The organism is Pseudomonas arsenicoxydans (genome assembly GCF_006438915.1).
In the GTDB taxonomy this organism is placed as follows: domain Bacteria; phylum Pseudomonadota; class Gammaproteobacteria; order Pseudomonadales; family Pseudomonadaceae; genus Aquipseudomonas; species Aquipseudomonas arsenicoxydans_A.
Genome location: NZ_RCZE01000018.1, coordinates 48299 through 72424 on the forward strand (window position 1 = coordinate 48299; position 24126 = coordinate 72424).

Genomic DNA, 24126 nt, shown 5'->3' on the forward strand with positions numbered 1-24126 from the left:
GCGTTGCGTGTGAATTGGCGGGTATCAGGTGTTTCCGGCCTCTTTTCCTGACATCAAACAAGCGTTTCATCGGGTTGATGGCCAGTTGCTTATTTTGTCAGTGCGTTCTTTTGCGCAATCAGTACAATCGCCCGCATTTGCCCCCCGAGTAAGGACGCTCTACGGCGGGCGCTCGCGAGAAGTCTCATGCTGATCGGTAGCTATTCACCCACCCTGGTTATCATTTCGCTCTGTGTGGCGATTCTCGCGTCCTATACCGCGCTCGACCTGACCGGGCGAATTGCCACGGCCAAAGGCCGGGCTGTGCATTTCTGGACGGCGGGCGGCGCCTTTGCCATGGGCATTGGCGTGTGGTCGATGCACTTCATCGGCATGCTCGCGTTCAAATTGCCGATTGACCTGGGCTACGACCTCACGATCACCTTCCTGTCGCTGTTGACCGCCATCCTCTCTTGCGGATTTGCCCTGTGGCTCGTCAGTCAGCCGAAGTTGCCGGCCTGGCAACTAGGGTTTGGCGCGATGGTGATGGGCGCCGGGATCAGTGCGATGCACTACACCGGCATGGCGGCCATGCGCATGCAACCGGGCATTGATTACGACCCGACGCTGTTTGGCGCCTCGCTGCTGATCGCTATTGGCGCTTCGGGCGCGGCGCTCTGGATCGCCTTCCGTCTGCGTCAGCACACGCCGTATGTCGGTCTGATCCGCGGCGGTGCGGCGGTGATCATGGGCATCGCCATTGTCGGCATGCACTACACCGGTATGGCGGCAGCGCGCTTTGCGGACGGCAGTTTCTGTGGCGCTGCCGTCAGCGGTCTGAACGGCAAGGGCCTGGACAATCTGGTGCTGATCACCACGCTGGCGGTGTTGAGCATCGCCTTGTTGACGTCGGTGCTTGACGCGCGTCTGGAAGCGCGCACCGCTGACCTCGCGCGCTCGCTGACCGAGGCGAACCGCGAACTGACCCAACTGGCCTTGCACGACCCTCTGACCGGTTTGCCCAATCGCGTTTTGCTGGCCGATCGCATCGAACAAGCGATGTCCAAAGTCAAGGAGCAGGGCGGTTGTTTCGCGTTGATGTTCATCGATCTGGACGGCTTCAAACCGGTCAATGACGCCTTTGGCCACCACATGGGTGATCAGTTGTTGCGCGAAGTCGGCCTGCGCCTGCGTGAAGATTTGCGCAGTCAGGACACATTGGCACGCATCGGTGGTGATGAATTTGTATTGCTGGTGCGGCTCGCCGAGCCGGATGACGCGCTGAGCCTGGCGGCGCGTCAGGTCGGTTTGATTGCTCGCTCGTTCCGGGTGGCTGAACACGACTTGCAGATTTCCGCCAGCGTCGGCATCGCGCTGTATCCGGGCAACGGCCAGACCGCCCAGGACCTGCTGATGAACGCCGACGCAGCGATGTATCACGCCAAGGGTGCCGGAAAAAACGGCTACAGCTTCTTCGACGCTTCGATGAACAGCAACGCGCGCAAGCAGCTGCAATTGTTGCAAGACCTGCGCAATGCGCTCGAACAGAAACAGTTCAGCCTCTATTACCAGCCCAAGTTTGACGCGATTAATGGCCGGCCGGTGGGGGCCGAAGCACTGCTGCGTTGGGAGCATCCGACGCGGGGCATGATCCTGCCGGACACGTTTATCGATCTGGCGGAAAAAACCGGGCTGATCATTCCGATCGGCGAGTGGGTCCTCAACGAAGCCTGTCGCCAGATGCGCGAATGGTATGTGCTGGGCTACACCGACTGGCGGATCGCGGTGAACCTCTCGGCGTTGCAGTTCTGCCATGCCGGGCTGGTTCAAAGCGTCGCCAAGGCCCTGAGCACCCATCGGCTGCCGGCCAATAGCCTGACCCTGGAAATTACTGAAACCACCGCCATGAGCGACGCCGATGCGAGCATGACGGTGTTGCAGGAACTCTCGGCCATGGGCGTTGACCTGTCCATTGATGACTTCGGGACGGGCTATTCGAGCCTGATGTACCTCAAGCGCCTGCCGGCCAACGAGTTGAAGATCGACCGCGGTTTCGTCCGCGACCTGGAACACGACAGCGACGACGCGGCGATTGTCTCGGCGATCGTCGCACTCGGTCAGGCGCTGGGCTTGCGGATCGTTGCTGAAGGCGTCGAAACCGGCGTGCAACAAGACTTCCTGACCAAGCTGGGATGTAATTCGTTACAGGGTTACCTGTTGGGGCACCCGCTGCCGGCCGACCGCTTCATGGTCGACATTCTGCGCGCAGAACAACTGACCACAGCCTGAAAATCCCCGAATGGGCGGTGGTGTGGGGGGTATCTGTTGATGTGAGTCCATGCAAAAGCCGGCAATGACGGTTATTCTTGACCCCGACTGTTTACGCTTGGTTTTGGGGGAACGCTAACATGGACAAAGTCATCGTCATCACCGGTGGCGGACGCGGCATTGGTGCCGCCACCGCATTGTTGGCCGCCGAACAGGGCTATCGGATCTGTATCAACTACCAGTCTGACGAGTCCGCCGCGCAAAGTGTGCTGGAGCAAGTCCGCGCACTGGGCGCCCAAGCCATTGCGGTGCGCGCCGATGTCAGCATCGAAGATGAAGTGATCGCCATGTTCCGCCGCGTGGACACCGAACTGGGCCGGGTCACGGCACTGGTCAACAATGCCGGCACCGTCGGGCACAAGTCCCGTGTCGACGAAATGTCCGAGTTCCGCATTCTCAAAATTCTCAAGACCAACGTCCTGGCGCCGATCCTCTGCGCCAAGCACGCGGTTCTGCGCATGTCGCCCAAACATGGCGGGCAGGGTGGCAGCATCGTCAACGTGTCCTCGGTGGCCTCGCGTTTGGGCTCGCCCAACGAGTACGTGGATTACGCCGCATCAAAAGGTGCCTTGGACAGCTTCACCATTGGTCTGTCCAAGGAAGTGGCGGGCGAGGGCATTCGCGTCAACGCCGTGCGGCCAGGGTTTATCTTCACCGACTTCCATGCGCTGAGCGGCGATCCGGACCGGGTCAGCAAGCTTGAGTCGGCGATTCCGATGGCTCGCGGTGGAAGGCCGGATGAAGTGGCGGAAGCGATTGTGTGGTTGCTGTCTGACAAGGCTTCTTATGCGACCGGGACGTTTGTTGATCTTGGCGGTGGGCGTTAATCGCTGAGATTTGTATTGCCTGTACTGGCCTCTTCGCGAGCAAGCCCGCTCCCACATTAATTTTGTGTCGTTCACACATCAAATGTGGGAGCGGGCTTGCTCGCGAAGGCGTAAGTCGAAACGCCACAATATTTTCAGAACGACCGCACAATCCGCCCCAACGTCTCCATCGCCTTCTCCGAATCCTCGGTCCACGGGCTGCCATAATTCAGCCGGATACAATTTCGAAACCGCTGCGTCGGCGAAAAAATCGGCCCCGGCGCGATGCTGATGCCTTGCGCCAAGGCCATCTGGAACAACTTCAGCGAATCCATCTGCGGCGGCAGTTCCAGCCACAAGAAGTAGCCGCCGGCTGGCTGACTGACACGGGTCTGTGCCGGGAAGTAGCGAGCGATGGCGGCGAGCATGGCGCTTTGCTGTTCTTCCAGTGCGTAACGCAATTTACGCAAATGCCGGTCGTAACCGCCGTGTTGCAAGTAATCGGCGATGGCCGCCTGCGCCGGCATTGAGGCGCAGAGTGAGGTCATCAGTTTCAAGCGTTCGATCTTCTGCGCGTAACGTCCCGCCGCGACCCAACCAATGCGGTAGCCGGGGGCGAGGCTTTTGGCGAACGAGCCGCAGTGCATCACCAGCCCTTCGGTATCAAACGCCTTGGCCGGTTTCGGCGCCTGCTGCCCGTAATACAGCTCGGCGTAGACGTCGTCTTCGATCAGCGGCACTTGATGGCGACGGAGCAACTCCACCAGTTCCTGTTTTTTCGCCTCGGGCATGGTCGCGCCCATCGGGTTCTGGAAGCTGGTCATGCACCAGCAGACCTTGATGGGATGACGCTCAAGTGTCTGGGCGAGCACTCCCAGGTCAATGCCGTCGCGAGGATGCACCGGAATTTCCACGGCCTTGAGTTTCAGCCGTTCCAGTATTTGCAGGCAGGCGTAGAACGCGGGCGCTTCAATCGCCACCAGATCGCCGGGCTCGGTGACCGCTTGCAGGCACAGGTTCAAGGCTTCCAGGGCGCCATTGGTGATCAGCAGCTCTTCCATCGGCAACATCAGCCCGCCGACCATGTAGCGCAGGGCGATTTGCCGACGCAATTGCGGGTTGCCCGGCGACATGTCGGTGACGACCATGCGCGGGTCCATCTCCCGGGAGGCGCTGGCCAGCGAGCGCGACAGGCGCTGCAACGGGAACAGGGTCGGGCTGGGGAAGGCCGAACCGAACGGGACGGTGTTCGGGTCCTTGATCGAGTCGAGCACTGAGAACACCAGTTCGCTGACGTCGACTTCGGTGGACTCGTTGACCTGGCTGCTGATCACCGGCTCCGAAAACGGGCTCGGTGCGTGGACGTTGACGAAGTAGCCGGAACGCGGGCGGGCGCGGATCAGGCCACGGCGTTCGAGCAGGTAGTAGGCCTGGAACACCGTGGAGGGGCTCACCCCATAGGTCTGGCTGGCGTAGCGTACCGACGGCACGCGCTGGCCGGGGCCGAGGACTCCGGAGCGGATCAGTTCAGCGATGTCGTCGGCGAATTTTTCGTAGCGCTTCATCGAGTGCCTGGATTTGATTTCAATCAGAAATATCGAGGTGACTTCTTCGCGAGCAAGCCCGCTCCCACATTAGATCTGTGAACACTGGAGATCTAATGTGGGAGCGGGCTTGCTCGCGAATGGAGCACCGCAGTCTAAAGCCTTAACGGTTCATCGGCGCAACAAACCGGCTCTTCGCTTCGCTATAAATACCCGGCTCATCGCTGTCTTCAATCTTGAACCGGATCGTCTGCGAGCTGCTGCTCGGCCGTTCCGTTGTCATCGCCACCGACACCGGCACATCGACAATCTCGCCCGGCGCCAGGCTCAGTTGCGTCTTGCCTTGCAACTGGAAGTCGTCGCCCTCCACCAGGCTCAAACGATAGTCCTGGCGCCGCTGGGTTTTATTGATGACCTTGAGGCTGTAGATGTTTTCGATCTGCCCCTGGCTGTTTTCGCGGAACAATCCACGGTCCTTGCTCACGTCCAGCGACACCATCGGCCGTTCCACCAGCGCCAGAGCGAGGGCGCCGATCATCACCAATAGCACCGCCGTATAACCGATCAGCCGTGGCCGCAACAGGTGCGTCTTGCCGCCCTGTAATTCATGTTCCGAGGTGTAGCTGATCAGCCCACGGGCATAGCCCATTTTGTCCATGATCGAGTCGCAGGCGTCGATGCACGCGGCACAACCGATGCATTCCATCTGCAAGCCGTCGCGGATGTCGATGCCAGTCGGGCAGACCTGCACGCACAGCTGGCAATCGATGCAATCACCCAGGCCTGCCTCGGCCGGCTTCACCTCACGTTTACGCGGGCCACGGTTTTCGCCACGGGCCGCGTCATAGGAAATGGTCAGGGTGTCTTTGTCGAACATTACGCTCTGGAACCGCGCATACGGGCACATGTGCATGCACACGGCTTCGCGCAGCCAGCCGGCGTTGATGTACGTGGCGCCGGTAAAGAACAGCACCCAGAACAGGCTGACACCGCCCATTTGCCATGTCAGCAGTTCTTCGGCCAAGGGCCGGATTGGGGTGAAATAGCCGACAAACGTCAGGCCGGTGAGCAGGCTGATTGCCAGCCACAGCGTGTGCTTGGCGGAACGGCGCAGCAGTTTGTTCAAGCTCCACGGGGCGGCTTGCAGTTTGATGCGCTGATTGCGCTCGCCTTCGGTGATCTTCTCGCACCACATGAAGATCCAGGTCCAGGAACTCTGCGGGCAGGTGTAACCGCACCAGACTCTGCCTGCGAACACGGTGATCGCAAACAGGCCGAACGCGGCGATGATCAGCAGCGCCGAGAGCAGGATGAAATCCTGCGGCCAGAAGGTCGCGCCGAAGATGTGGAATTTGCTTTCGGAAAGGTCCCAGAGCACCGCCTGACGGTCGCCCCAGTTCAGCCACACCGTGCCGAAGAACAGCAAAAACAGAAATCCCGCACCGCTCAATCGCAAGGTGCGGAACAGGCCGGTGAAGCTTCGGGTGTGGACCAGGTTGTCGCTGGACTTGGCCTTCATCTTCGGTCGCGAAGGCTCAAACGTCTGTACCGCTGGGGTGTTTTCAACTAATCGGACGGGGATTCTATCGCTCATGGTCTGTCGCTCATCAGCCTCCATCAGGCCAGCGCACTATGAGCGTCGATCTGTTTGCATAACAGACTCAGGTATTGCAATAAAAAGCGGATCAGATGAACACTGATCCGCCCTGAGCGACAACTTGAAGCACCTGCCCCGGCAGGACGCAGGCGCCTATCTCAAGCCTGCGCTGCGGTTGTTGATCGGCGTCAGTCAGATCACCGAATCACCGTCTGTGGCCTTCAAATGCCGGCGACCGTCCACCGCGCCTGCTACGGTCAATGCATCGGCTTCTGCTTCGGTGATGTAGATATGCTGGCCATTGATATCCACCGCTGACATGGATTTTTCCGGGTCAGTGACGATGGTGACGTCGGGGCCCAGGCGAATTTCCTCGCCGTTTTCGGTGGTGAAGAAACAGGTCTCGTTTTCGATGCGCACGGTCATGGTGGTGTCCTTTTTTCTGCGGGTACTTATCCGTTAGGGCGCATTCGCTGGCCATCGTTCGGTGCAACTGATTAATGGTCGGTGCGGTCAATCCTCAAACAACTTGCACAAGGACCACAGCATGAACGCCTGGTGGCATGAAGTTTGGGTGACGCTGCAAGCGGAGTTTGCCGACATCGGTGACGCGTCCCAATTGACGCGCATTACCGTGCGCCTGCTGATAGCGGCGGTGCTGGGCGGGATTCTCGGTTTTGAGCGCGAGCACAAGGGTAAGGCCGCCGGGGTGCGCACCCACATGCTGGTGGCGCTGGGGGCGGCGCTGTTTGTGCTGGTGCCGCAGATGTCCGGCTCAGAGGCCGACGCCATGAGCCGGGTGGTGCAGGGCGTCATCGCCGGGATCGGTTTTCTTGGCGCCGGGACTATCCTGAAAAACAACGAGGGCGATGAGGGCCACGTCAAAGGCCTGACCACCGCCGCCGGCTTATGGATGACCGCCGCCATCGGCGTGTCGGCCGGGTTGGGGCGCGAGGCGACGGCGGTGCTCAGTACGTTTCTGGCGTTGGCGATTTTCAGCGTGATGCCCAGGATCGTGCGCCTGATCGACAAGGACCGCACCCCGTAGATCGTTCCCATGCTCCGCGTGGGAATGCCTCAACGGACGCTCCGCGTTCGGCTCTGGGTGGGACGCGAAGCGTCCCGAGCTGCGTTCCCACGCAGAGCGTGGGAACAATCAAATGGTGGTAACACTAGGGCTGCACAATCACCGGCGGCATCGTGCTCGGAGGTTCTTCCCGAGGTGGCGGTTGAGTGCCTGGCGGGTCTTGCTCGGGCACAGGATCTGGCTCGGTCGGTGGAATGACCGGGCTGTCGATGTTCGGATCAGGTGTTTCGGCAGGGATTGGAATACTCATTGTTCAAGCCTCCAGTGGCACATGGCGTAAGTCGTGCTTAAGTGGATTGACCTCCTGACGCGGGAATTGATTCCCCGCAAAACGCCAGGGCAATTCCCTCTGAACTTTTATCGCAGCCGGTGGCTCCCAACCTAAGTGAATCAATTCAGGGAACATCCGGTACAAGAGCGTCCATGGGGCGTAAAGGAGAGATGCTCGATGACTGCTGAAAAACCGTCAGAACTGAACTACAACCCTCACATGCCGCTGTCGCAGGCTTTATTGCTGCCGCGCATCGCGATTGAAAACACCCAACCGAGCCTTGATGGCGGACAGTTCGCCGTCAAAGCCGTGGTCGGCCAGGACGTGGTGGTGACCAGCAAGGTGTTTGCCGACGGTCACGACAAACTGGCCGTGCGAGTGCGCTGGCGTGGCGAAGGCGACGATGTCTGGCAAAGCGCAGTCATGGCGGAGCTGGGTAACAACGGCTGGCAAGGCCAGTTCCGCGTCGAGCGTCAGGGCCGCTATCTGTTCTGCATCGAAGCCTGGATCGATCAGTTCGCCAGCTTCTGCTATGAGCTGGAGAAGAAGCACGCGGCGCGAGTCCCGGTCAGTCTTGAGTTGCAGGAGGGGCGCACTCAGGTCCAGAAAGCGGCCGAACGCAGCGACGGCGAGTTGAGCGAGCAACTGGCGGCGCTGCACCACGAGTTGTCCGGCTTGCTCGAAAACGAGCAGGTGGCGTTGTTTCTGCACCAACGTAGCGCCGAGCTGATGGCGCAGGCCGATCATCGCGCCTACATCAGTCTGAGCCCTGAATTCCCATTGGATGTTGAGCGCGAGCTGGCGCAGTTCGCCAGTTGGTATGAGTTGTTTCCGCGCTCGATCACCGACGATCCGGCCCGTCACGGCACCTTCAATGATGTGCACTCGCGGTTGCCGATGATTCAGGACATGGGCTTCGACGTGCTGTACTTTCCGCCGATCCACCCGATCGGCCGCAGTTTCCGCAAAGGCCCGAACAATTCCCTGACCGCCGGTCCCGACGATCCCGGCAGCCCCTATGCGATTGGCAGCGAAGAGGGCGGGCACGAGGCGATTCATTCAGAACTGGGTACCCGCGAAGACTTCCGCCGACTGGTCGCCACTGCAGCGGACTACGGGCTGGAAATCGCCCTCGACTTTGCGATTCAGTGTTCCCAGGATCACCCATGGCTGCAGCAGCATCCTGGCTGGTTCAACTGGCGGCCGGACGGCACGATCAAATACGCCGAGAACCCGCCGAAGAAATACCAGGACATCGTCAACGTCGATTTCTATGCGACCGAGGCGATTCCCAGCCTGTGGGTCGAACTGCGCGACATCGTGGTCGGTTGGGTCGAGGAGGGTGTGAAGATCTTTCGTGTCGACAACCCGCACACCAAGCCGCTGCCGTTCTGGCAATGGCTGATCGCCGATGTGCGCGCGCTGTACCCCGAGGTGATTTTTCTCGCGGAAGCCTTTACCACGCCGGCGATGATGGCGCGGCTGGGCAAGGTCGGCTATTCGCAGAGCTACACCTATTTCACCTGGCGCAACTCCAAGTATGAGTTGGCGACGTATTTCACCGAGTTGAATGAATCGCCGTGGCGTGAATGCTACCGGCCGAACTTCTTCGTCAACACGCCGGACATCAACCCCTTCTTTCTGCATGAGTCCGGGCGTGCCGGTTTTCTGATTCGCGCGGCGCTGGCGACCATGGGCTCTGGCCTGTGGGGCATGTACTCGGGTTTCGAGTTGTGTGAGTCGGCGCCGATCCCGGGCAAAGAGGAATACCTCGACTCCGAGAAGTACGAGATTCGTCCGCGGGACTTCAATGCGCCGGGCAACATCATTGCCGAGATCGCCCAGCTCAACCGCATCCGCCGGCAGAACCCTGCGTTGCAAACGCACTTGGGCCTGAAGGTCTACAACGCGTGGAACGACAACATCCTGTATTTCGGCAAGCGCAGCGCGGACGGCAGCAACTTCATTCTGGTGGCGGTGAGTCTCGATCCGCATAACGTTCAGGAGGCGAGTTTCGAATTGCCGCTGTGGGAAATGGGTTTGCCTGACGACGCCAGCACCCAGGGCGAAGACTTGATGAATGGGCATCGCTGGACCTGGTATGGCAAGTACCAGTTTATGCGTATCGACCCGGCGTATCAGCCGTTCGGCATTTGGCGAATAACCACCTCTTGAAGACACCGCGAACCCTGTGGCGAGGGGGCTTGCCTGTGGCGAGGGGGCTTGCCCCCGTTGGGCCGCGAAGCGGCCCCTGCTTTCTTGCAGATGCACCCCGCAATTCGGATTCACGACTGCTGCGCAGTCGAACGGGGGCAAGCCCCCTCGCCACAGGCAAGCCCGCCTCGCCACAGGGCGTCTCATCAAGGTGAGTGGTCAGCCCTCGGCTTCACTGATTTAACAGGAGTTTCAAATGGCGAAGAAACCCAAGGCAGCCACCTTCATCAAGGACCCGCTCTGGTACAAGGACGCGGTGATCTACCAGGTTCACGTCAAATCATTTTTCGATTCCAACAACGACGGGATCGGCGACTTTCCCGGTCTGATCGCCAAACTCGACTACATCGCCGACCTTGGCGTCAACACCATCTGGCTGTTGCCGTTCTACCCCTCGCCCCGCCGTGACGACGGCTACGACATCGCCGAGTACCGTGGCGTCCACGCCGACTACGGCACGCTGGCCGACGCCAAACGGTTCATCTCCGAAGCCCATGAACGCGGCTTGCGGGTGATTACCGAGCTGGTCATCAACCACACCTCGGACCAACACGCCTGGTTCCAGCGCGCCCGCAAGGCCAAACCGGGTTCGGCGGCGCGGGACTTCTATGTCTGGTCCGATGACGACCACAAGTACGACGGCACCCGCATCATTTTTCTCGACACCGAGAAATCCAACTGGACCTGGGATCCGGTGGCCGGCCAATACTTCTGGCACCGTTTCTATTCCCACCAGCCGGACCTGAACTTCGATAACCCGCAGGTCATGAAAGCCGTGCTCTCGGTGATGCGCTACTGGCTCGACATGGGCATCGACGGCCTGCGCCTGGACGCCATCCCGTACCTGATCGAGCGGGACGGCACCAACAACGAAAACCTCCCCGAGACCCACGACGTCCTCAAGCAGATCCGCGCCGAGATCGACGCCAATTACCCCGACCGCATGCTGCTGGCCGAAGCCAATCAATGGCCGGAAGACACCCAGTTGTATTTCGGTGAAACCGACGCCCAGGGCTTGAATGGCGATGAATGCCACATGGCCTTTCACTTCCCGTTGATGCCGCGCATGTACATGGCGCTGGCCCAGGAAGATCGCTTCCCGATCACCGACATCCTGCGCCAGACCCCGGAGATCCCGGCCAACTGTCAGTGGGCGATTTTCCTGCGCAACCACGATGAGCTGACCCTGGAAATGGTCACTGACAAGGAACGCGATTACCTGTGGAATTACTACGCGGCCGACCGGCGGGCGCGGATCAACCTGGGGATTCGCCGCCGACTGGCGCCCCTGGTGGAGCGTGATCGGCGTCGCGTGGAGCTGCTCAACAGTCTGCTGCTGTCGATGCCCGGCACGCCAACCCTGTATTACGGCGATGAAATCGGCATGGGCGACAACATTTACCTCGGAGACCGCGATGGTGTGCGCACACCGATGCAGTGGTCGATTGACCGTAACGGCGGGTTCTCCCGCGCCGACCCGGCCAGCCTGGTGTTGCCACCGATCATGGACCCGCAATACGGCTACCTGTCGGTCAACGTCGAAACCCAGGCCGGCGATCCGCATTCGCTGCTCAACTGGACCCGACGCATGCTCGCCGTGCGCAAACAGTCCAAGGCATTCGGGCGCGGTACGCTGAAAATGCTCTCGCCGAGCAACCGGCGGATTCTGGCCTACACCCGGGAATTCACGGGCGAAGATGGCAAGCACGAAATCATCCTCTGCGTGGCCAACGTTTCGCGCAGTGCCCAGGCGGCGGAACTCGACCTCTCGGCGTACGTCGGCATGGTGCCGGTGGAGATGCTCGGGGGTAATGCCTTTCCGCCGATTGGCCAGTTGAATTTCCTCCTGACCCTGGCGCCATACGGCTTCTATTGGTTCGGGCTCGCGGCGGAGAACCAGATGCCGAGCTGGCACGTGGAGCCGGCGCAAAGCCTGCCGGATTTCACCACGCTGGTGTTGAAGAAACGCATGGAAGAACTGCTCGAAACGCCATCCCGTGGCACGCTGGAGCAAGGCATCCTGCCGAGCTGGCTACAGAACCGCCGTTGGTTTGCCGGCAAGGACGCGGCCATCGAACAGGTCAACCTGGCTTACGGTGTGCGCTTCGGCGATCCGTTGCACCCGGTGCTATTGAGCGAAATCGAAGTCACCAGCGCTGGTCAGACTCACCGCTACCAGTTGCCATTCGGCTTTATCCCTGAAGATCAGGTGGGCGCCGCGCTGCCTCAGCAGTTGGCCTTGTCGCGGGTGCGACGTGGGCGGCAGGTGGGCTTGATTACCGATGCGTTCAGCCTCGAACACTTTATCCGGACCGTGTTGCAAGGCATGCAGAACCAAACCGTGCTGTCGTCGAGCGCCGGGGACATTCGTTTCGAACCGACTGCGGAGCTGGCAAAACTGGGGCTGACGGAAGAGTCGCCGGTGCGGTATCTGTCCGCCGAGCAATCCAACAGTTCGGTGGTGATCGGCAACAGCCTGGTGCTCAAACTGATCCGCAAACTCGCCTCGGGCGTGCACCCCGAACTCGAAATGAGCGCCTACCTGACCAATGCCGGGTTCCAGAACATCTCGCCACTGCTGGGCTCGGTGGTGCGCCGCGACGAACACGGCGAAGACACCTTGTTGATGATTGCCCAGGGCTATCTGAACAATCAGGGCGATGCCTGGGAATGGACCCAGAACAACCTTGAACGCGCGCTGCGTGACGAGTTGGCTGACGCGATCTCCGAGCAGGAACAGCACTACAACGCGCTCGGCGAGCTGAGGGATTTTGCCGGTATGCTCGGCCAGCGTCTGGGAGAAATGCACCAGGCCCTGGCGGCCCCGACCAAAGACAAGGACTTCGCGCCGCAGGTGACTTCACAGAAAGAGGCACAGGCCTCGGCCAAGGACGTGGCGGCGCAACTGGAACACGCGCTCAAGTTGCTCAAGCAGCATCAAAATCAACTGAACCCGGCGGACCAAACCTTGGTCAGTCGTTTACTGGACGACAAAAAAGCCATCCTCAGCCATGTTCAGGAACTGGGCAAGAAAGCCGTCGGTGGCTTGCGCATACGTGTGCATGGCGATTTGCACCTGGGCCAGGTGCTGGTGATCAAAGGCGATGCTTACTTGATCGATTTCGAGGGCGAACCGGCACGGCCGCTGCATGAACGGCGGGGCAAGCACAGTCCGTACAAAGACGTCAGCGGTGTGTTGCGTTCGTTCGATTACGCGGCCGCGATGACGATCAATGTGCACAACGTCGACAACACGGCGCAGGCTCAGGTCGCGCGCCAACGGGTCGCCGAGCGGTACCTGATTGAAGCAAAACAGGCATTTGTCGACGCTTATCGGCTGGCGGCAGCTAGTCTTGCTCATGCGTGGCAAGATCCGGAAGGCGAGGACGCCGCGCTGGCGTTGTTCTGTCTGGAGAAGGCGGCTTATGAAGTGGCGTATGAGGCCGAAAATCGCCCCACTTGGCTGCCGGTGCCACTGCACGGCTTGTATGGATTATTGAGTGGGCTTAAACCCTTTTCCGATCTTGGTGGAGAGTAGTCATGAGTTTCTCGAACAAGGAACAGGGTCACGCTAAAGAGGCGTTACTGCCCAGATCGCGGGATATCGACGCGCTGGTACGCGCCGAACATCACGACCCCTTTGCAATTCTCGGCCCCCATGGCGATGGCCACGGTGGGCAATTCATTCGTGCCTATCTGCCGGACGCCTTGAGCGTGCAAGTGTTGGCCAGGGACTCCGGGGAAGAACTCGGCAACCTTGAAGCCACCCAGACGCCGGGGCTGTTTGTCGGGCATTTCGATCGCGCCCAGGCGTACCTGCTGCGCACCCGTTGGGCTGGCGGCGAGCAAGTCAGCGAAGACCCTTACAGCTTTGGCCCGCTGCTCGGCGAGATGGATTTGTACCTGTTCGCTGAAGGCAATCATCGCGACCTGAGCAGTTGCCTAGGCGCACAGTTGAAGACGGTCGACGGCGTCGACGGCGTGCGCTTCGCCGTGTGGGCGCCCAACGCCAAGCGCGTGTCGGTGGTCGGTGATTTCAACAACTGGGACGGTCGCCGCCATCCCATGCGTCTGCGCCATCCGACCGGAGTCTGGGAGCTGTTCATCCCGCGCCTGCGTGCGGGCGAGGCGTACAAATACGAAATCCTCGGCAGCCAAGGCATATTGCCGCTCAAGGCTGACCCGATGGCGCTGGCCACTACTTTGCCGCCAGACACGGCCTCCAAGGTTGCCTCGCCGCTGAACATCGATTGGCAGGATCAGGCGTGGATGGAGTCGCGTGGCGAACGCCAGCGACCTGCGGCGCCGCTGTCGATCTACGAACTGCATGCCGGTTCCTGGCAATGTGAGCTGGACGATTTGGGCGAAGTCGCCCGCCAGTACACCTGGCATGAGTTGGGTGAGCGGCTGATTCCTTACGTGAAAGACTTGGGTTTCACCCATATCGAGCTGATGCCGATCATGGAGCACCCGTTCGGCGGCTCATGGGGTTATCAACTGCTGTCGCAATTCGCCCCCAGCGCCCGTTACGGTTCTCCGGATGACTTTGCCGCCTTCGTCAACGCCTGCCACCAGGCGGAAATCGGCGTGATTCTCGATTGGGTGCCGGCGCATTTTCCGACCGATACCCACGGCCTGGCGCAATTCGATGGCACGGCGTTGTATGAATACGGCAACCCGCAGGAAGGTTTTCATCAGGACTGGGACACGCTGATCTACAACCTCGGCCGCACCGAAGTTCACGGCTACATGCTGGCCTCGGGGTTTCACTGGCTCAAGCATTTTCACGTCGATGGCCTGCGCGTCGATGCGGTGGCGTCGATGCTCTATCGCGATTACTCGCGCAAGGCTGGTGAATGGGTGCCGAACCGCCACGGCGGTCGGGAAAACCTCGAAGCCATCGACTTCTTGCGACACCTCAACGACGTGGTGGCGCTGGAGGCGCCGGGTGCGCTGGTCATCGCCGAAGAATCCACTGCGTGGCCGGGCGTTAGCCAAAGCACGCAACAAGGCGGTCTGGGCTTTGCCTACAAATGGAACATGGGCTGGATGCACGATTCGTTGCATTACATCCAGCAGGACCCGGTGTACCGCGCCCATCACCACAACGAACTGAGTTTTGGCCTGGTGTACGCCTGGTCCGAGCGTTTCATCCTGCCGATTTCCCACGATGAAGTGGTTCACGGCAAGCATTCGCTGATCGACAAGATGCCCGGCGACCGCTGGCAGAAGTTCGCCAACCTGCGCGCCTACTTGAGCTTCATGTGGACCCACCCGGGCAAGAAACTGTTGTTCATGGGCTGCGAATTCGGCCAGTGGCGCGAGTGGAACCACGACCAGCAACTCGACTGGTACTTGCTGCAATACCCTGAACACAAAGGCGTGCAGAAACTGGTCGGCGACCTCAATCGGTTGTACCGCGAAGAGCCGGCGCTGCATGAGCAGGACGATGCGCCGCAAGGCTTCCAGTGGCTGATTGGCGACGATGCGATCAACAGCGTCTACGCGTGGTTGCGCTGGAGCAAAGAAGGGCGGCCGGTGCTGGTCGTGGCCAACTTTACGCCGGTGCCGCGTGAGGGCTATCGCGTCGGTGTACCGATTGCCGGGCGCTGGACCGAGGTGATCAACAGCGATGCGGCGATGTATGCCGGCTCCAATTATGGCAACAGTGGCGGGGCATTTACGGAGGAGGAACCGAGCCATGGGCAGGCGCTGTCACTGGTGTTGAATTTGCCGCCGCTGGCGGTGTTGATCTTGCGGCCTGAGGGCTGATTCAGAACCGAGGTGCTGCCTTCACGAGCAAGCCCGCTCCCACATTTAACCGAGTTCTTCCATGAGAATGCGGTCGAATGTGGGAGCGGGCTTGCTCGCGAAGGGGCCAGGCTAGGCAACACTTCCAGTGAACTGAACGCTCACCACCGCATCCGCACCCCCAGACTCCCGATCAACCCATTCAAATCATTGTCATCCACATCACTGCTGTAATCCGCACTGACGTAAAAACTCACCGCCGGCGTAACCCTGGCCACCAGCCCCAACCCCACCTCAACCGTCGATGAATTGCGACTGCTGCTGATCTTGTCGACCTGGTCCAGGGTGACGGTATTACCGGTGTACACGGTGTGCCACAAGTTGGTCCGCACGTAGGGTTCGACGCCCAGGCCGTTGATGTCGTAACTCCCTTTCAATCGCGCACCGACCCGTCCGCTCCAGGACGTCAGATCGCTGGATGACGCATTGCCCGAGCCGGCATACGGCGTATCCAGAGTGATGCGTTGATTGATCAACTGCGCCTGGGGTTCGACTACCCAGTTCTCGCTCAGGCCAATCGGAAACCCGCCTTCTACCGACAATGTCATTGCGCTGCCTTCGGTGGCTTGCCGAGTGCCGTCTAAATTACGGCTGTAGCCGGTGACACGGCCGCCACTGGCGACCAAATCGACGTGCCAGCCTTGAGGGCCGATCAGACTCCAGTAGGCGCCCAGGCTTTCGCCTTGAAGGTTGAGGGTGTCATTTTTGGGATTGGCCAGGGCCGGGCTGGTCAGCAGGCCGTTGCTGCTGCCTTGTAACTGGGTAGTGCCGCCGATCAAGCCGATTTGCTGCGTATGGCCGTTAGCGCTCTGTAGGGTGAGGAACGCCGGCCCTTTGAATTCGCCGTTACTGCCGGGAACCGAATAGGCCTGTGAAAGGTAATCGGTTTGAGCCTGCCGCGAAGGTTTTCCGTAGATCTGATCCCAGGCTGAAGGTGCCTGGTCTTCAATGGTCAGCTGTGAACTTCGGATATCGGACGCCGCGTTGAAATGGCCAGGGTAGGTTGCAGTAAACGCAGGGGTAGGCAAGGTGAGGATCGGAACATCCTGGCGATACCATGGAAGGGGTTCTTCTTGCGGCGGGGCCGCCTGGATCTCCATGGTCGAACACAGCAGGATAGAGCTCGAAACAGTGCAAAAAGTGACTTTTATCTCTTGTTGGGTGAATGAAGTTCTCATGGGGGTCTACCTTGCAATCGCATGCGTACTCTCGCTTTGGCGTCTCTCCTACCCCGAATGAGGGGCGGCCGAATGGATTGAGGGCAAGCCGCTGGGCGCCCGGATTGGCGGGTGTCTGAGGGGTTGCCCCCTGATGGTACTTCGGGGGTAGTAAGGTGTAGCTAAGAAGACCACGGACGGCGCGTCAAGAAAATGGCCGATAAATGGTATGGGTATTTTAGGTGTTGCAAGTGACTGATTTACGACGCAGATCTAAGCGCTTGTTTGTTCGAGAAAACGTCAAAAAAACCGTAAATCAGAGCTTTTACTCGGTTGCTAGAGGTGTACCTCCACCGCCAGCGGCAGGTGATCCGACAGGTGCGTCCAGGGTTTATTGCCGAGGATTCGCGGTTCATGACTGCTGGCATTGCGCAGGTAAATCCGGTCGAGGCGTAGCAACGGAAAACGCGCTGGGTAGGTTTTGGCGGGTCGTCCGTTATGGCGTTCGAACACTTCGTGCAGGTAGTCACGACGGGCGAGGGCGGCGTTGCCCTGCAACTGCCAGTCGTTGAAATCACCGGCGATGATCACCGGGGCATCGTCGGGCAGGGACTCGAGCAGTTGGCAGAGGAGCTGCAACTGCAACTGACGATGACTTTCCAGCAGGCTCAGGTGTACGCAAATCGCATGCACTTCGGCGTGCCCCGGCACCTCCAGCACGCAATGCAACAACCCGCGCCGTTCAGGGCCGGTGATCGATACATCAAGGTTTCGAAATTCGCGGATCGGGTATTTCGACAGCAGGGCATTGCCGTGGTGACCATCGGGGTAGACCGCATTGCGCCCATAGGCGAAATCGCTCCACATGCTGTCGGCGAGAAATTCGTATTGCGAGGTCTGCGGCCAGTTGTAATAACGCGAAGAGTGCCGATCGTGTTCGCCGACCACTTCTTGCAGGAACACAAGATCCGCCGACGTACTGCGCACCGCTTCGCGCAGCTCCGGGAGGATGAAACGCCGGTTGAGGGCGGTGAAGCCCTTGTGAGTATTGACCGTCAGCACCCGCAGGCGATGAATCGCCCGGGATGGCTTGAGGGTGGCCCGCTGCTCGGGATCGCTGGTCACGTAGGCTCCTCTGAATCGTGGCTGCTTATGCATGCGACTGATGAGGCGGCGGGCAGTTCAGTGGCAATCAGGGAAAGTGTGCTCACCACCGATGTGTGTCGGGTTGAAAATTTGGGGATTCAGAGGAAGACGATTTCATAGGGCAAGCGCATACGGTCCAGGATCACTCGGGGCAGCAGCGGTGCAATGCCCAGCGCCGGTTCGCCGTCGAGCTGGCTGGCGTAGGCATGGGTGGCGTGGCTTTTGCGCGCGACGGTCCAGGTGTCGAGGCGTATTTTGCGGGCCCGGTGCCAGGGCATCAGCCCCTGATCGCGAGCCGGCCAGTGCCAGGCCCATATCGGCAGTTCATGGAATGTCGCACCGACCATGCCCGCAGCCGCGGCGCTGGCACGGCCGACGGCGTCGTGGTCGGGCGTGCCGTCTTCGCGCCAGGTGCTGAACACCACGTCGCCGGGACGCAAATAGCGGGCGATGAACCGAGTCAGTTGCGTCTCGTGTTCAGCCAGGACGAAATCAGTGAAGCCACCCCGAATCCATTTCAGGCTGTGCATCGGCAAGCCGAGCCGGCGCAAGGCCTCGACGCTTTCCTGGCCGCGAAACACGCTCAGACGTTTTTCAGACCATTGCTGCGAGCCCGGTTGAGTGGCACTGCCATCAGTGACCGAGATCAATTGCAGGGGATGACCGAGGGTCGAGAGCAACTGCAGCAGACCGCCACAGGTGACCACTTCATCGCCGGGATGCGGCGCGATCACCACGGCGCGGGCGCCGGCGGGGACCAGGGTCTGGGTGTTGATGACGGGGATGTTGTCCAGTTGCAGCGCGCTGTTCCAGATTTGTGCTGGCTGGCTGCTGTCGATGATGGAGACGGATTTCATCGGGGCTACGTCCTTGTTCTGTTTGAGAGCAATGTGCGATTTCTCCGTACCCTGGATTGTCGCGTGCTGAGTATTGCTCAAGTAATCCTATTCGTCGCGTAACGGTTCCAGCTAAGCCGGTTTTTTTTAATCGATCTGTGCCAGATCGTGCAAATAGTCGCCGAAACCACCCCGTGCGCGGCTGTCCAGGCGAGCGCTGGTGAGCACTTGCGGGCGATGGCTCCAGGCAATGTTCGCGCCGCAGCGCTCCAGTTGTCGCACCAGTTGCACATCTTCATGGCAGGCCAGCGGTTCGAACCCCCCGGCGCGCCGATAGGCGTCTGCGCTGATACCCAGATTGGCTCCGTGAATATGCCGATGGCCGTCGCGGGCCTGGTAATGCTGGTGGTAGCGAATCTGGGCCGATTCATTGAATGATTCATGCCACGCATCGACCGTGACTGTGCCGCACACCGCGTCCGCATCCAGGGACAACTGCGCCACCAGCCAATCCTGCGCGACACGGCTATCAGCGTCGGAGCAGGAAATCCAGCGCACCCCCAATGCAAGCAGAAAACTGGCCCCGACCGCGCGCGCCTGGCCGACATTGCGGGCCTCGATGCTCAGACTGTGGACCGGGTAACGCTGGACGATCTCGCCCGATCGATCGGTGCAACTGTCGAGCACCACCAGCACCGCGACGCTTTCACCGCGCAGCAACTCATGTTGCGCGGCGTTCAGGGCGGCTTGCAGGCATTCGGCGAGCAAATCTTCTTCGTTATGCGCGGGGATCAGAATGCCAATCATCGCAGGCCCTCAAGTGTTGCCACCGAGCGCGGTTCACGACTCCAGAGCTCCAGCAGGAAATCCGCTTCCTGATGCAGGACCAGGCGCGCCAGCGGCAGTTGTTCGTGGAGCAACTCGTGAACTTGTCGTGCGTTCAACGGGCAGCCGTCGATGGGCGGGCGCCAGTGGCAGGCCAGCAGTTGGCCGTCGGCGGTGAGTGACTGCTCGGCCCGCTGGATCAGGCGTTTCAAGTCCTCAGCGTCGAGGTAGTAACCGATTTCGCTGAGGACGATCAGGTCGAATTGTTCCTCCGGCCAATCGGCAGGCAAGCGTGAGTGGCGCACTTCGGCGTGGTCGAACGGGCCGAGGCGGGTGCGCGCCAACGCAGCGGCTGTGGCAGCGGTGTCGCAACACAGCAGGCGATCGCAACGGCTGGCCAGCTCAAAGCTCAGTTCGCCATTAGCGCAGCCGGGTTCAAAGATCGCGCGGTAATGCGCACGGGGCAGGGCGGCGAGGGTGATGGCGCGTTTGCGCTGCTCGTACCAGCGCTGACGAAACGCCCACGGATCATCGTTACCGGCAAACAAACCGTCGAAATAACGATCGTCGACACTCATAGAAACACCACCTCGAACGGCTGCAACAAGCGGTCCAGCACATAGGGCGCCAACACGGGCGGCAAGCCGATGTGCGGATCTCCTTCCAATTGGCTGGCGAAGGCGTGGATCGCATGGCGTTTGCGCGCGATCAACGGCGGCGTCAGGAGGATTTTGCGTGCCCGGTGCCATGGCACAAACGCGTCTTCCGGCGTTGCCCAGTGCCAAGTCCACACAGGCAGCTCATGCAGAGTCGCACCAACGCGTCCGGCGGCGGTGGCGCTGGCTCGGCCCACGGCTTCATGATCGCAATGGCCGTCTTCTCGCCACGTCGTGAACACCACATCGTTGGGGCGCAGGTGCTGTTCGATGAACGCGCTCAACTCGTTTTCGCGTGCGGCAACCTGGCTGTCGCTGAAACCGCCGCGCAGCCATTTCAGCTGGTGCAGCGGCAGACCGAGACGGCGCAGCGCTTCAGCCGATTCTTGCGGGCGAACGGCGCTCAGGCGCGCCACGGGCCAACGTGTGGAACCGGGATGGCTGGCGCTGCCGTCGGTAACCGAGATCAGTTGCAGCGCCCGACCCTGCGCCGCGAGGATTTGCAGGAAACCACCGCAGCCCAGCACTTCGTCATCCGGGTGCGGCGCGATGATCACCGCGCGAGTGCCTTCGGGCACCAGGCTGAGGATGTCGATTACCGGCAATTGCGCCAGATGACGGGAGGTTTGCCACAGGTGCAGGGGCGTGCCCTGGCCGACGATGGGGTTGGTTTTCATAACGTCCATGTCCCGTTGAGGGAATGTTTGCCCAGCGCGGCGAGGTCCCGCTCGGCATGGCTTTGCCTGAGGAAAACCGGCAGGTCGGCAATCAGTCGGGCGAACTGCCGGTCCTTGCAATAAGGCCCGGCGCCGAGGGCGTGGCCGACGTGGAGGATCACCTGTTCAGCGGCCTGTTCGACAACCGCCCGGGCACGACGAGCCAGCAATTGGGCGTTATCCAGCGGCGAGGCATCGATGCTCATGGCGCTGGCGCGCAACACCTGCGCGGCGGCGAAAAGAGCACTGTCGACCGCGCCGAGATGGGCGAGGGCATGGGGTTCTTCGCGTTGCGCGCAGTGAGTGCGCAGGCGTTCGGCGAGGCTACATGCGGCGCCGTACCAGCAGGCAGCAATGCCGATGCCGCCCTGCCAGAAACCCGGCCGTTGCAGGTAATCACCGGGTTGGCCAATGAGGTGCGCGTCAGCATTGTCGAACAGGACCTCTACGCTGCCGGTGGCGCCCATGCCAACGGCCTGCCAGCCTTGATCCGTCACGCTCACGCCAGGTTGATCCAGCGCCACAGCGACCAGTTGCTGACAGTCGTTTTCATCCCACGCAGTGAGCAGGGCATGGCTCAACACCGTCGCGCCCGAGCACCAGGCTTTGCGCCCATCCAGCCTCACGCTTAAACCTTGCCGACTGACCCGCACCCGCGCATTCGGCGGTTCGGCGGCCCACATGCCCCACGTGCTGCCGGGTGTGGGCTCGCCACCCAGTTGCGCGATGATTGCCAGTGCATCGGTGTGACCTTCGTACAACTTGCACAACCCCAGATCATGCCCGCCAACCTCGGCCAAACGCTGAAAACGCTCCAGCGTCCGGCCACTGCCCGGTAGTGGAAGCTGATCCAGCCCCGCCTCCACCAGCGCCCGCAGGCAACGACCTAACGCCTGAGTGTCAGCGTATTCCGCGGATCGACGAGCCAGAAACGCCTGAAGGTCCATTTCACTCTTCTTCCTCATGCTGCAATTCGAACAGCAGCAGCGAACGGCCCGTCACGGAATATTCGTGGCCGATTTCAAAGCGTTCCTGCCCACGAACCGATGGTTGATTGGTATCGATCATGCAGGTCCAGAACCCGCCGTCCGGCACTTCCGGCAATGTGAAGTTGACGATGTCGTGGTGCGCGTTGACCACCAGCAACAAAGTTGCGTCGGCGCCTTTACGACGGATGCCGGTTTCCTGGGCGCGGCCGTCGAGCAAAATCCCGAGACAACGACCGTGGGCCTCGCCCCATTGTTCCTGGGACATTTCACTGCCGTCAGGCGCAAGCCAGGTCACGTCCTTGACCCCGATGTCCTCGTTGTAATTACCCACCAGGAAGCGGCCGCGACGCAGGATCGGGTACGCCAGGCGCAACTTGATCAGGCGCTTGACGAACTTGAGCAGGGCTTTGCCGTCCTCGCTGAAGTCCCAGTTGACCCAGCCGATCTCGCTGTCCTGGCAATAGGCGTTGTTGTTGCCTTCCTGAGTGCGGGCGAATTCGTCGCCGGCCACCAGCATTGGCGTGCCTTGGGACAGCAGCAGCGTGGCGAAGAAGTTGCGCATTTGCCGCTGGCGCAACTCGTTGATCTCGGGATCGTCGGTCGGGCCTTCGACGCCGTGGTTCCAGGACAGGTTGTTGTTACTGCCGTCCTGATTGTTCTCGTCGTTGGCTTCGTTGTGCTTGTCGTTGTACGACACCAGGTCATTGAGGGTGAAACCGTCGTGGGCGGTGATGAAATTCAACGAGGCATAGGGGCGTCGGCCGCGCTGATTGAACATCTCGCCGGAGGCAGTCATGCGGCTGGCGAAATCGGCGAGCTGACCGTCATCTCCTTTCCAGAACGCACGCACCGTGTCGCGGAACTTGTCGTTCCATTCCACCCAGCCCGGCGGGAAGTTACCGACCTGATAACCACCGGGGCCGCAATCCCACGGTTCTGCAATCATCTTCACCTGACGCAGCACCGGGTCCTGACGACAGGCTACGAGGAAGCTGTGACGCTCATCGAAACCGTCGTGGTAGCGCCCGAGAATGGTCGCCAGGTCGAAGCGGAAACCGTCGACGTGCATTTCCGTCGCCCAATAGCGCAAGGAATCGGTGACCATTTGCAAGACGCACGGATGGCTCAGGTCCAGGGTGTTGCCCGTCCCGGAATCGTTGATATAGAAGCGTTTGTCATCGGGCATCAAGCGGTAGTACGAGGCGTTGTCGATACCGCGCATGGACAGCGTCGGCCCTTGCTCGTTGCCCTCGGCAGTGTGGTTGTAGACCACGTCGAGGATCACCTCCAGGTTGGCTTCGTGCAGGTGCGCAACCATTTCCTTGAACTCGGCAATCTTGCCGCTGGCCAGGTAACGCGGATCCGGGGCGAAGAAGGCGATGCTGTTGTAGCCCCAATAGTTGGTCATGCCCTTGTGCAGCAAGTGCTGGTCATTGACGAACGCGTGGATCGGCAGCAATTCCACCGACGACACCCCGAGCTTGCGGATGTGTTCCAGCACGTCATCGACCATCAACCCGGCGAAGGTGCCGCGCACATTCTCGGGGACGGAAGGGTGACGCATGCTGATGCCGCGCACGTGGGTCTCGTAAATGATCGTTTTGTCCCATGGCACACTGACGCGATGGTCGTGGCCCCAGGTGTGCGCCGGGTCGATGACTTTGCATTTGGGCACGAAGGGCGCGCTGTCGCGCTCATCGAAACTGAGGTCGGCGTCGGGGTGGCCGATGGTGTAGCCAAACAGAGCTTCGGACCATTTCAACTGGCCGACCAATTGCTTGGCGTAGGGGTCGATCAGCAATTTGTTGGGGTTGAAACGATGACCGTTGGCCGGGTCGTACGGGCCGTAGACGCGATAACCATAGATCAGGCCCGGGTGGGCGTCAGGCAAGTAGCCGTGGTAGATCTCGTCGGTGTATTCGGGCAGCTCGATTCGTTCAAGTTCGACTTCGCCGGCGTCATCGAAGATGCACAACTCGACGCGGGTGGCATTAGCGGAAAACAAGGCAAAGTTGACCCCCAGACCATCCCAGGTTGCGCCCAACGGGAAGGGCAAGCCTTCACGGATTCGCGACGCCTCGGCGTGAGGTTCTGGCGCGGATTTTTTTGGCGTGGTCATCAAGTGCTCCTGCAAGAAAGGGTCAGCTGTTTTTCGGGGGCGAAC

General features: G+C 60.6%; 18 protein-coding genes. 6 read left to right on the forward strand and 12 right to left on the reverse strand.

The features are described from left to right. Nucleotides 1–186: 186 nt before the first annotated feature. The gene (locus tag EAH78_RS29050; RefSeq protein WP_140671396.1) at nucleotides 187–2268 is read left to right on the forward strand and encodes a putative bifunctional diguanylate cyclase/phosphodiesterase; all 2082 of its coding nucleotides are present in this window, start codon (nucleotides 187–189) and stop codon (nucleotides 2266–2268) included. 119 nt (nucleotides 2269–2387) lie between these two features. Further along, nucleotides 2388–3134 (forward strand): SDR family oxidoreductase, encoded by a 747-nt coding sequence (locus EAH78_RS29055; protein WP_140671398.1) that lies wholly within the window; start codon nucleotides 2388–2390, stop codon nucleotides 3132–3134. A gap of 134 nt (nucleotides 3135–3268) precedes the next feature. Here the strand turns inward: EAH78_RS29055 and mapR are convergent, their stop codons facing one another. From mapR to EAH78_RS29070, 3 genes are all read right to left on the reverse strand, one after another. Beyond that, nucleotides 3269–4678 carry a GntR family transcriptional regulator MpaR gene (gene mapR, locus EAH78_RS29060; protein ID WP_123436271.1) on the reverse strand — a complete coding sequence of 470 codons (1410 nt, stop codon included), beginning with the start codon at nucleotides 4676–4678 and terminating at the stop codon, nucleotides 3269–3271. A 142-nt stretch (nucleotides 4679–4820) separates the two neighbouring features. Continuing rightward, nucleotides 4821–6251, reverse strand: a complete 1431-nt coding sequence (ccoG, locus tag EAH78_RS29065; RefSeq protein ID WP_140671400.1) for a cytochrome c oxidase accessory protein CcoG — start codon at nucleotides 6249–6251, stop codon at nucleotides 4821–4823. Between the two features lie 195 nt (nucleotides 6252–6446). Continuing rightward, the gene (locus EAH78_RS29070; protein WP_140671402.1) at nucleotides 6447–6680 is read right to left on the reverse strand and encodes a DUF3203 family protein; all 234 of its coding nucleotides are present in this window, start codon (nucleotides 6678–6680) and stop codon (nucleotides 6447–6449) included. Between the two features lie 121 nt (nucleotides 6681–6801). Between EAH78_RS29070 and EAH78_RS29075 the strand changes: the two genes are divergently transcribed. Further along, entirely contained in the window at nucleotides 6802–7302 is a 501-nt protein-coding gene (locus tag EAH78_RS29075; protein ID WP_140671404.1) for an MgtC/SapB family protein, read from the forward strand. A 124-nt stretch (nucleotides 7303–7426) separates the two neighbouring features. Here EAH78_RS29075 and EAH78_RS32390 read toward each other — a convergent pair whose 3' ends face one another. After that, the gene (locus EAH78_RS32390) at nucleotides 7427–7591 is read right to left on the reverse strand and encodes a hypothetical protein (RefSeq protein ID WP_170219186.1); all 165 of its coding nucleotides are present in this window, start codon (nucleotides 7589–7591) and stop codon (nucleotides 7427–7429) included. A 198-nt stretch (nucleotides 7592–7789) separates the two neighbouring features. On the opposite strand from EAH78_RS32390, the gene EAH78_RS29080 reads away from it, so the two are divergent. The 3 genes from EAH78_RS29080 (at nucleotide 7790) to glgB (ending at nucleotide 15598) form a co-directional block, all read left to right on the forward strand. Further along, nucleotides 7790–9787: an alpha-1,4-glucan--maltose-1-phosphate maltosyltransferase gene (locus EAH78_RS29080; protein ID WP_140671406.1), complete on the forward strand. Its 1998-nt coding sequence runs from the start codon at nucleotides 7790–7792 to the stop codon at nucleotides 9785–9787. A gap of 235 nt (nucleotides 9788–10022) precedes the next feature. Beyond that, a complete protein-coding gene (gene treS / locus EAH78_RS29085) occupies nucleotides 10023–13364 on the forward strand; it encodes a maltose alpha-D-glucosyltransferase (protein ID WP_140671408.1) in 3342 nt (1113 codons plus the stop codon). Nucleotides 13365–13366: 2 nt separating this feature from the next. Continuing rightward, entirely contained in the window at nucleotides 13367–15598 is a 2232-nt protein-coding gene (gene glgB / locus EAH78_RS29090) for a 1,4-alpha-glucan branching protein GlgB (RefSeq protein ID WP_140671410.1), read from the forward strand. Between the two features lie 140 nt (nucleotides 15599–15738). Here the strand turns inward: glgB and EAH78_RS29100 are convergent, their stop codons facing one another. From EAH78_RS29100 to glgX, 8 genes are all read right to left on the reverse strand, one after another. Further along, a complete protein-coding gene (locus EAH78_RS29100; RefSeq protein WP_140671416.1) occupies nucleotides 15739–16815 on the reverse strand; it encodes an autotransporter domain-containing protein in 1077 nt (358 codons plus the stop codon). 315 nt (nucleotides 16816–17130) lie between these two features. Continuing rightward, nucleotides 17131–17919, reverse strand: a complete 789-nt coding sequence (locus tag EAH78_RS29105; RefSeq protein WP_140671419.1) for an endonuclease/exonuclease/phosphatase family protein — start codon at nucleotides 17917–17919, stop codon at nucleotides 17131–17133. A 119-nt stretch (nucleotides 17920–18038) separates the two neighbouring features. Further along, nucleotides 18039–18797 (reverse strand): PIG-L deacetylase family protein, encoded by a 759-nt coding sequence (locus EAH78_RS29110; RefSeq protein WP_140671421.1) that lies wholly within the window; start codon nucleotides 18795–18797, stop codon nucleotides 18039–18041. 126 nt (nucleotides 18798–18923) lie between these two features. Next, the gene (locus tag EAH78_RS29115) at nucleotides 18924–19583 is read right to left on the reverse strand and encodes a glycosyltransferase (RefSeq protein ID WP_140671424.1); all 660 of its coding nucleotides are present in this window, start codon (nucleotides 19581–19583) and stop codon (nucleotides 18924–18926) included. Then, nucleotides 19580–20179 (reverse strand): SAM-dependent methyltransferase, encoded by a 600-nt coding sequence (locus tag EAH78_RS29120; protein ID WP_140671427.1) that lies wholly within the window; start codon nucleotides 20177–20179, stop codon nucleotides 19580–19582. The genes EAH78_RS29115 and EAH78_RS29120 overlap by 4 nt, the downstream gene beginning before the upstream one ends. Next, nucleotides 20176–20934, reverse strand: a complete 759-nt coding sequence (locus EAH78_RS29125; RefSeq protein ID WP_140671429.1) for a PIG-L deacetylase family protein — start codon at nucleotides 20932–20934, stop codon at nucleotides 20176–20178. The genes EAH78_RS29120 and EAH78_RS29125 overlap by 4 nt, the downstream gene beginning before the upstream one ends. Next, nucleotides 20931–21920 (reverse strand): acyl-CoA dehydrogenase family protein, encoded by a 990-nt coding sequence (locus EAH78_RS29130; protein WP_140671512.1) that lies wholly within the window; start codon nucleotides 21918–21920, stop codon nucleotides 20931–20933. Before EAH78_RS29130 ends, EAH78_RS29125 begins: the two co-directional genes overlap by 4 nt. Before the next feature lies 1 nt (nucleotide 21921). Next, nucleotides 21922–24081, reverse strand: a complete 2160-nt coding sequence (gene glgX, locus EAH78_RS29135) for a glycogen debranching protein GlgX (RefSeq protein WP_140671431.1) — start codon at nucleotides 24079–24081, stop codon at nucleotides 21922–21924. Nucleotides 24082–24126 lie beyond the last annotated feature (45 nt).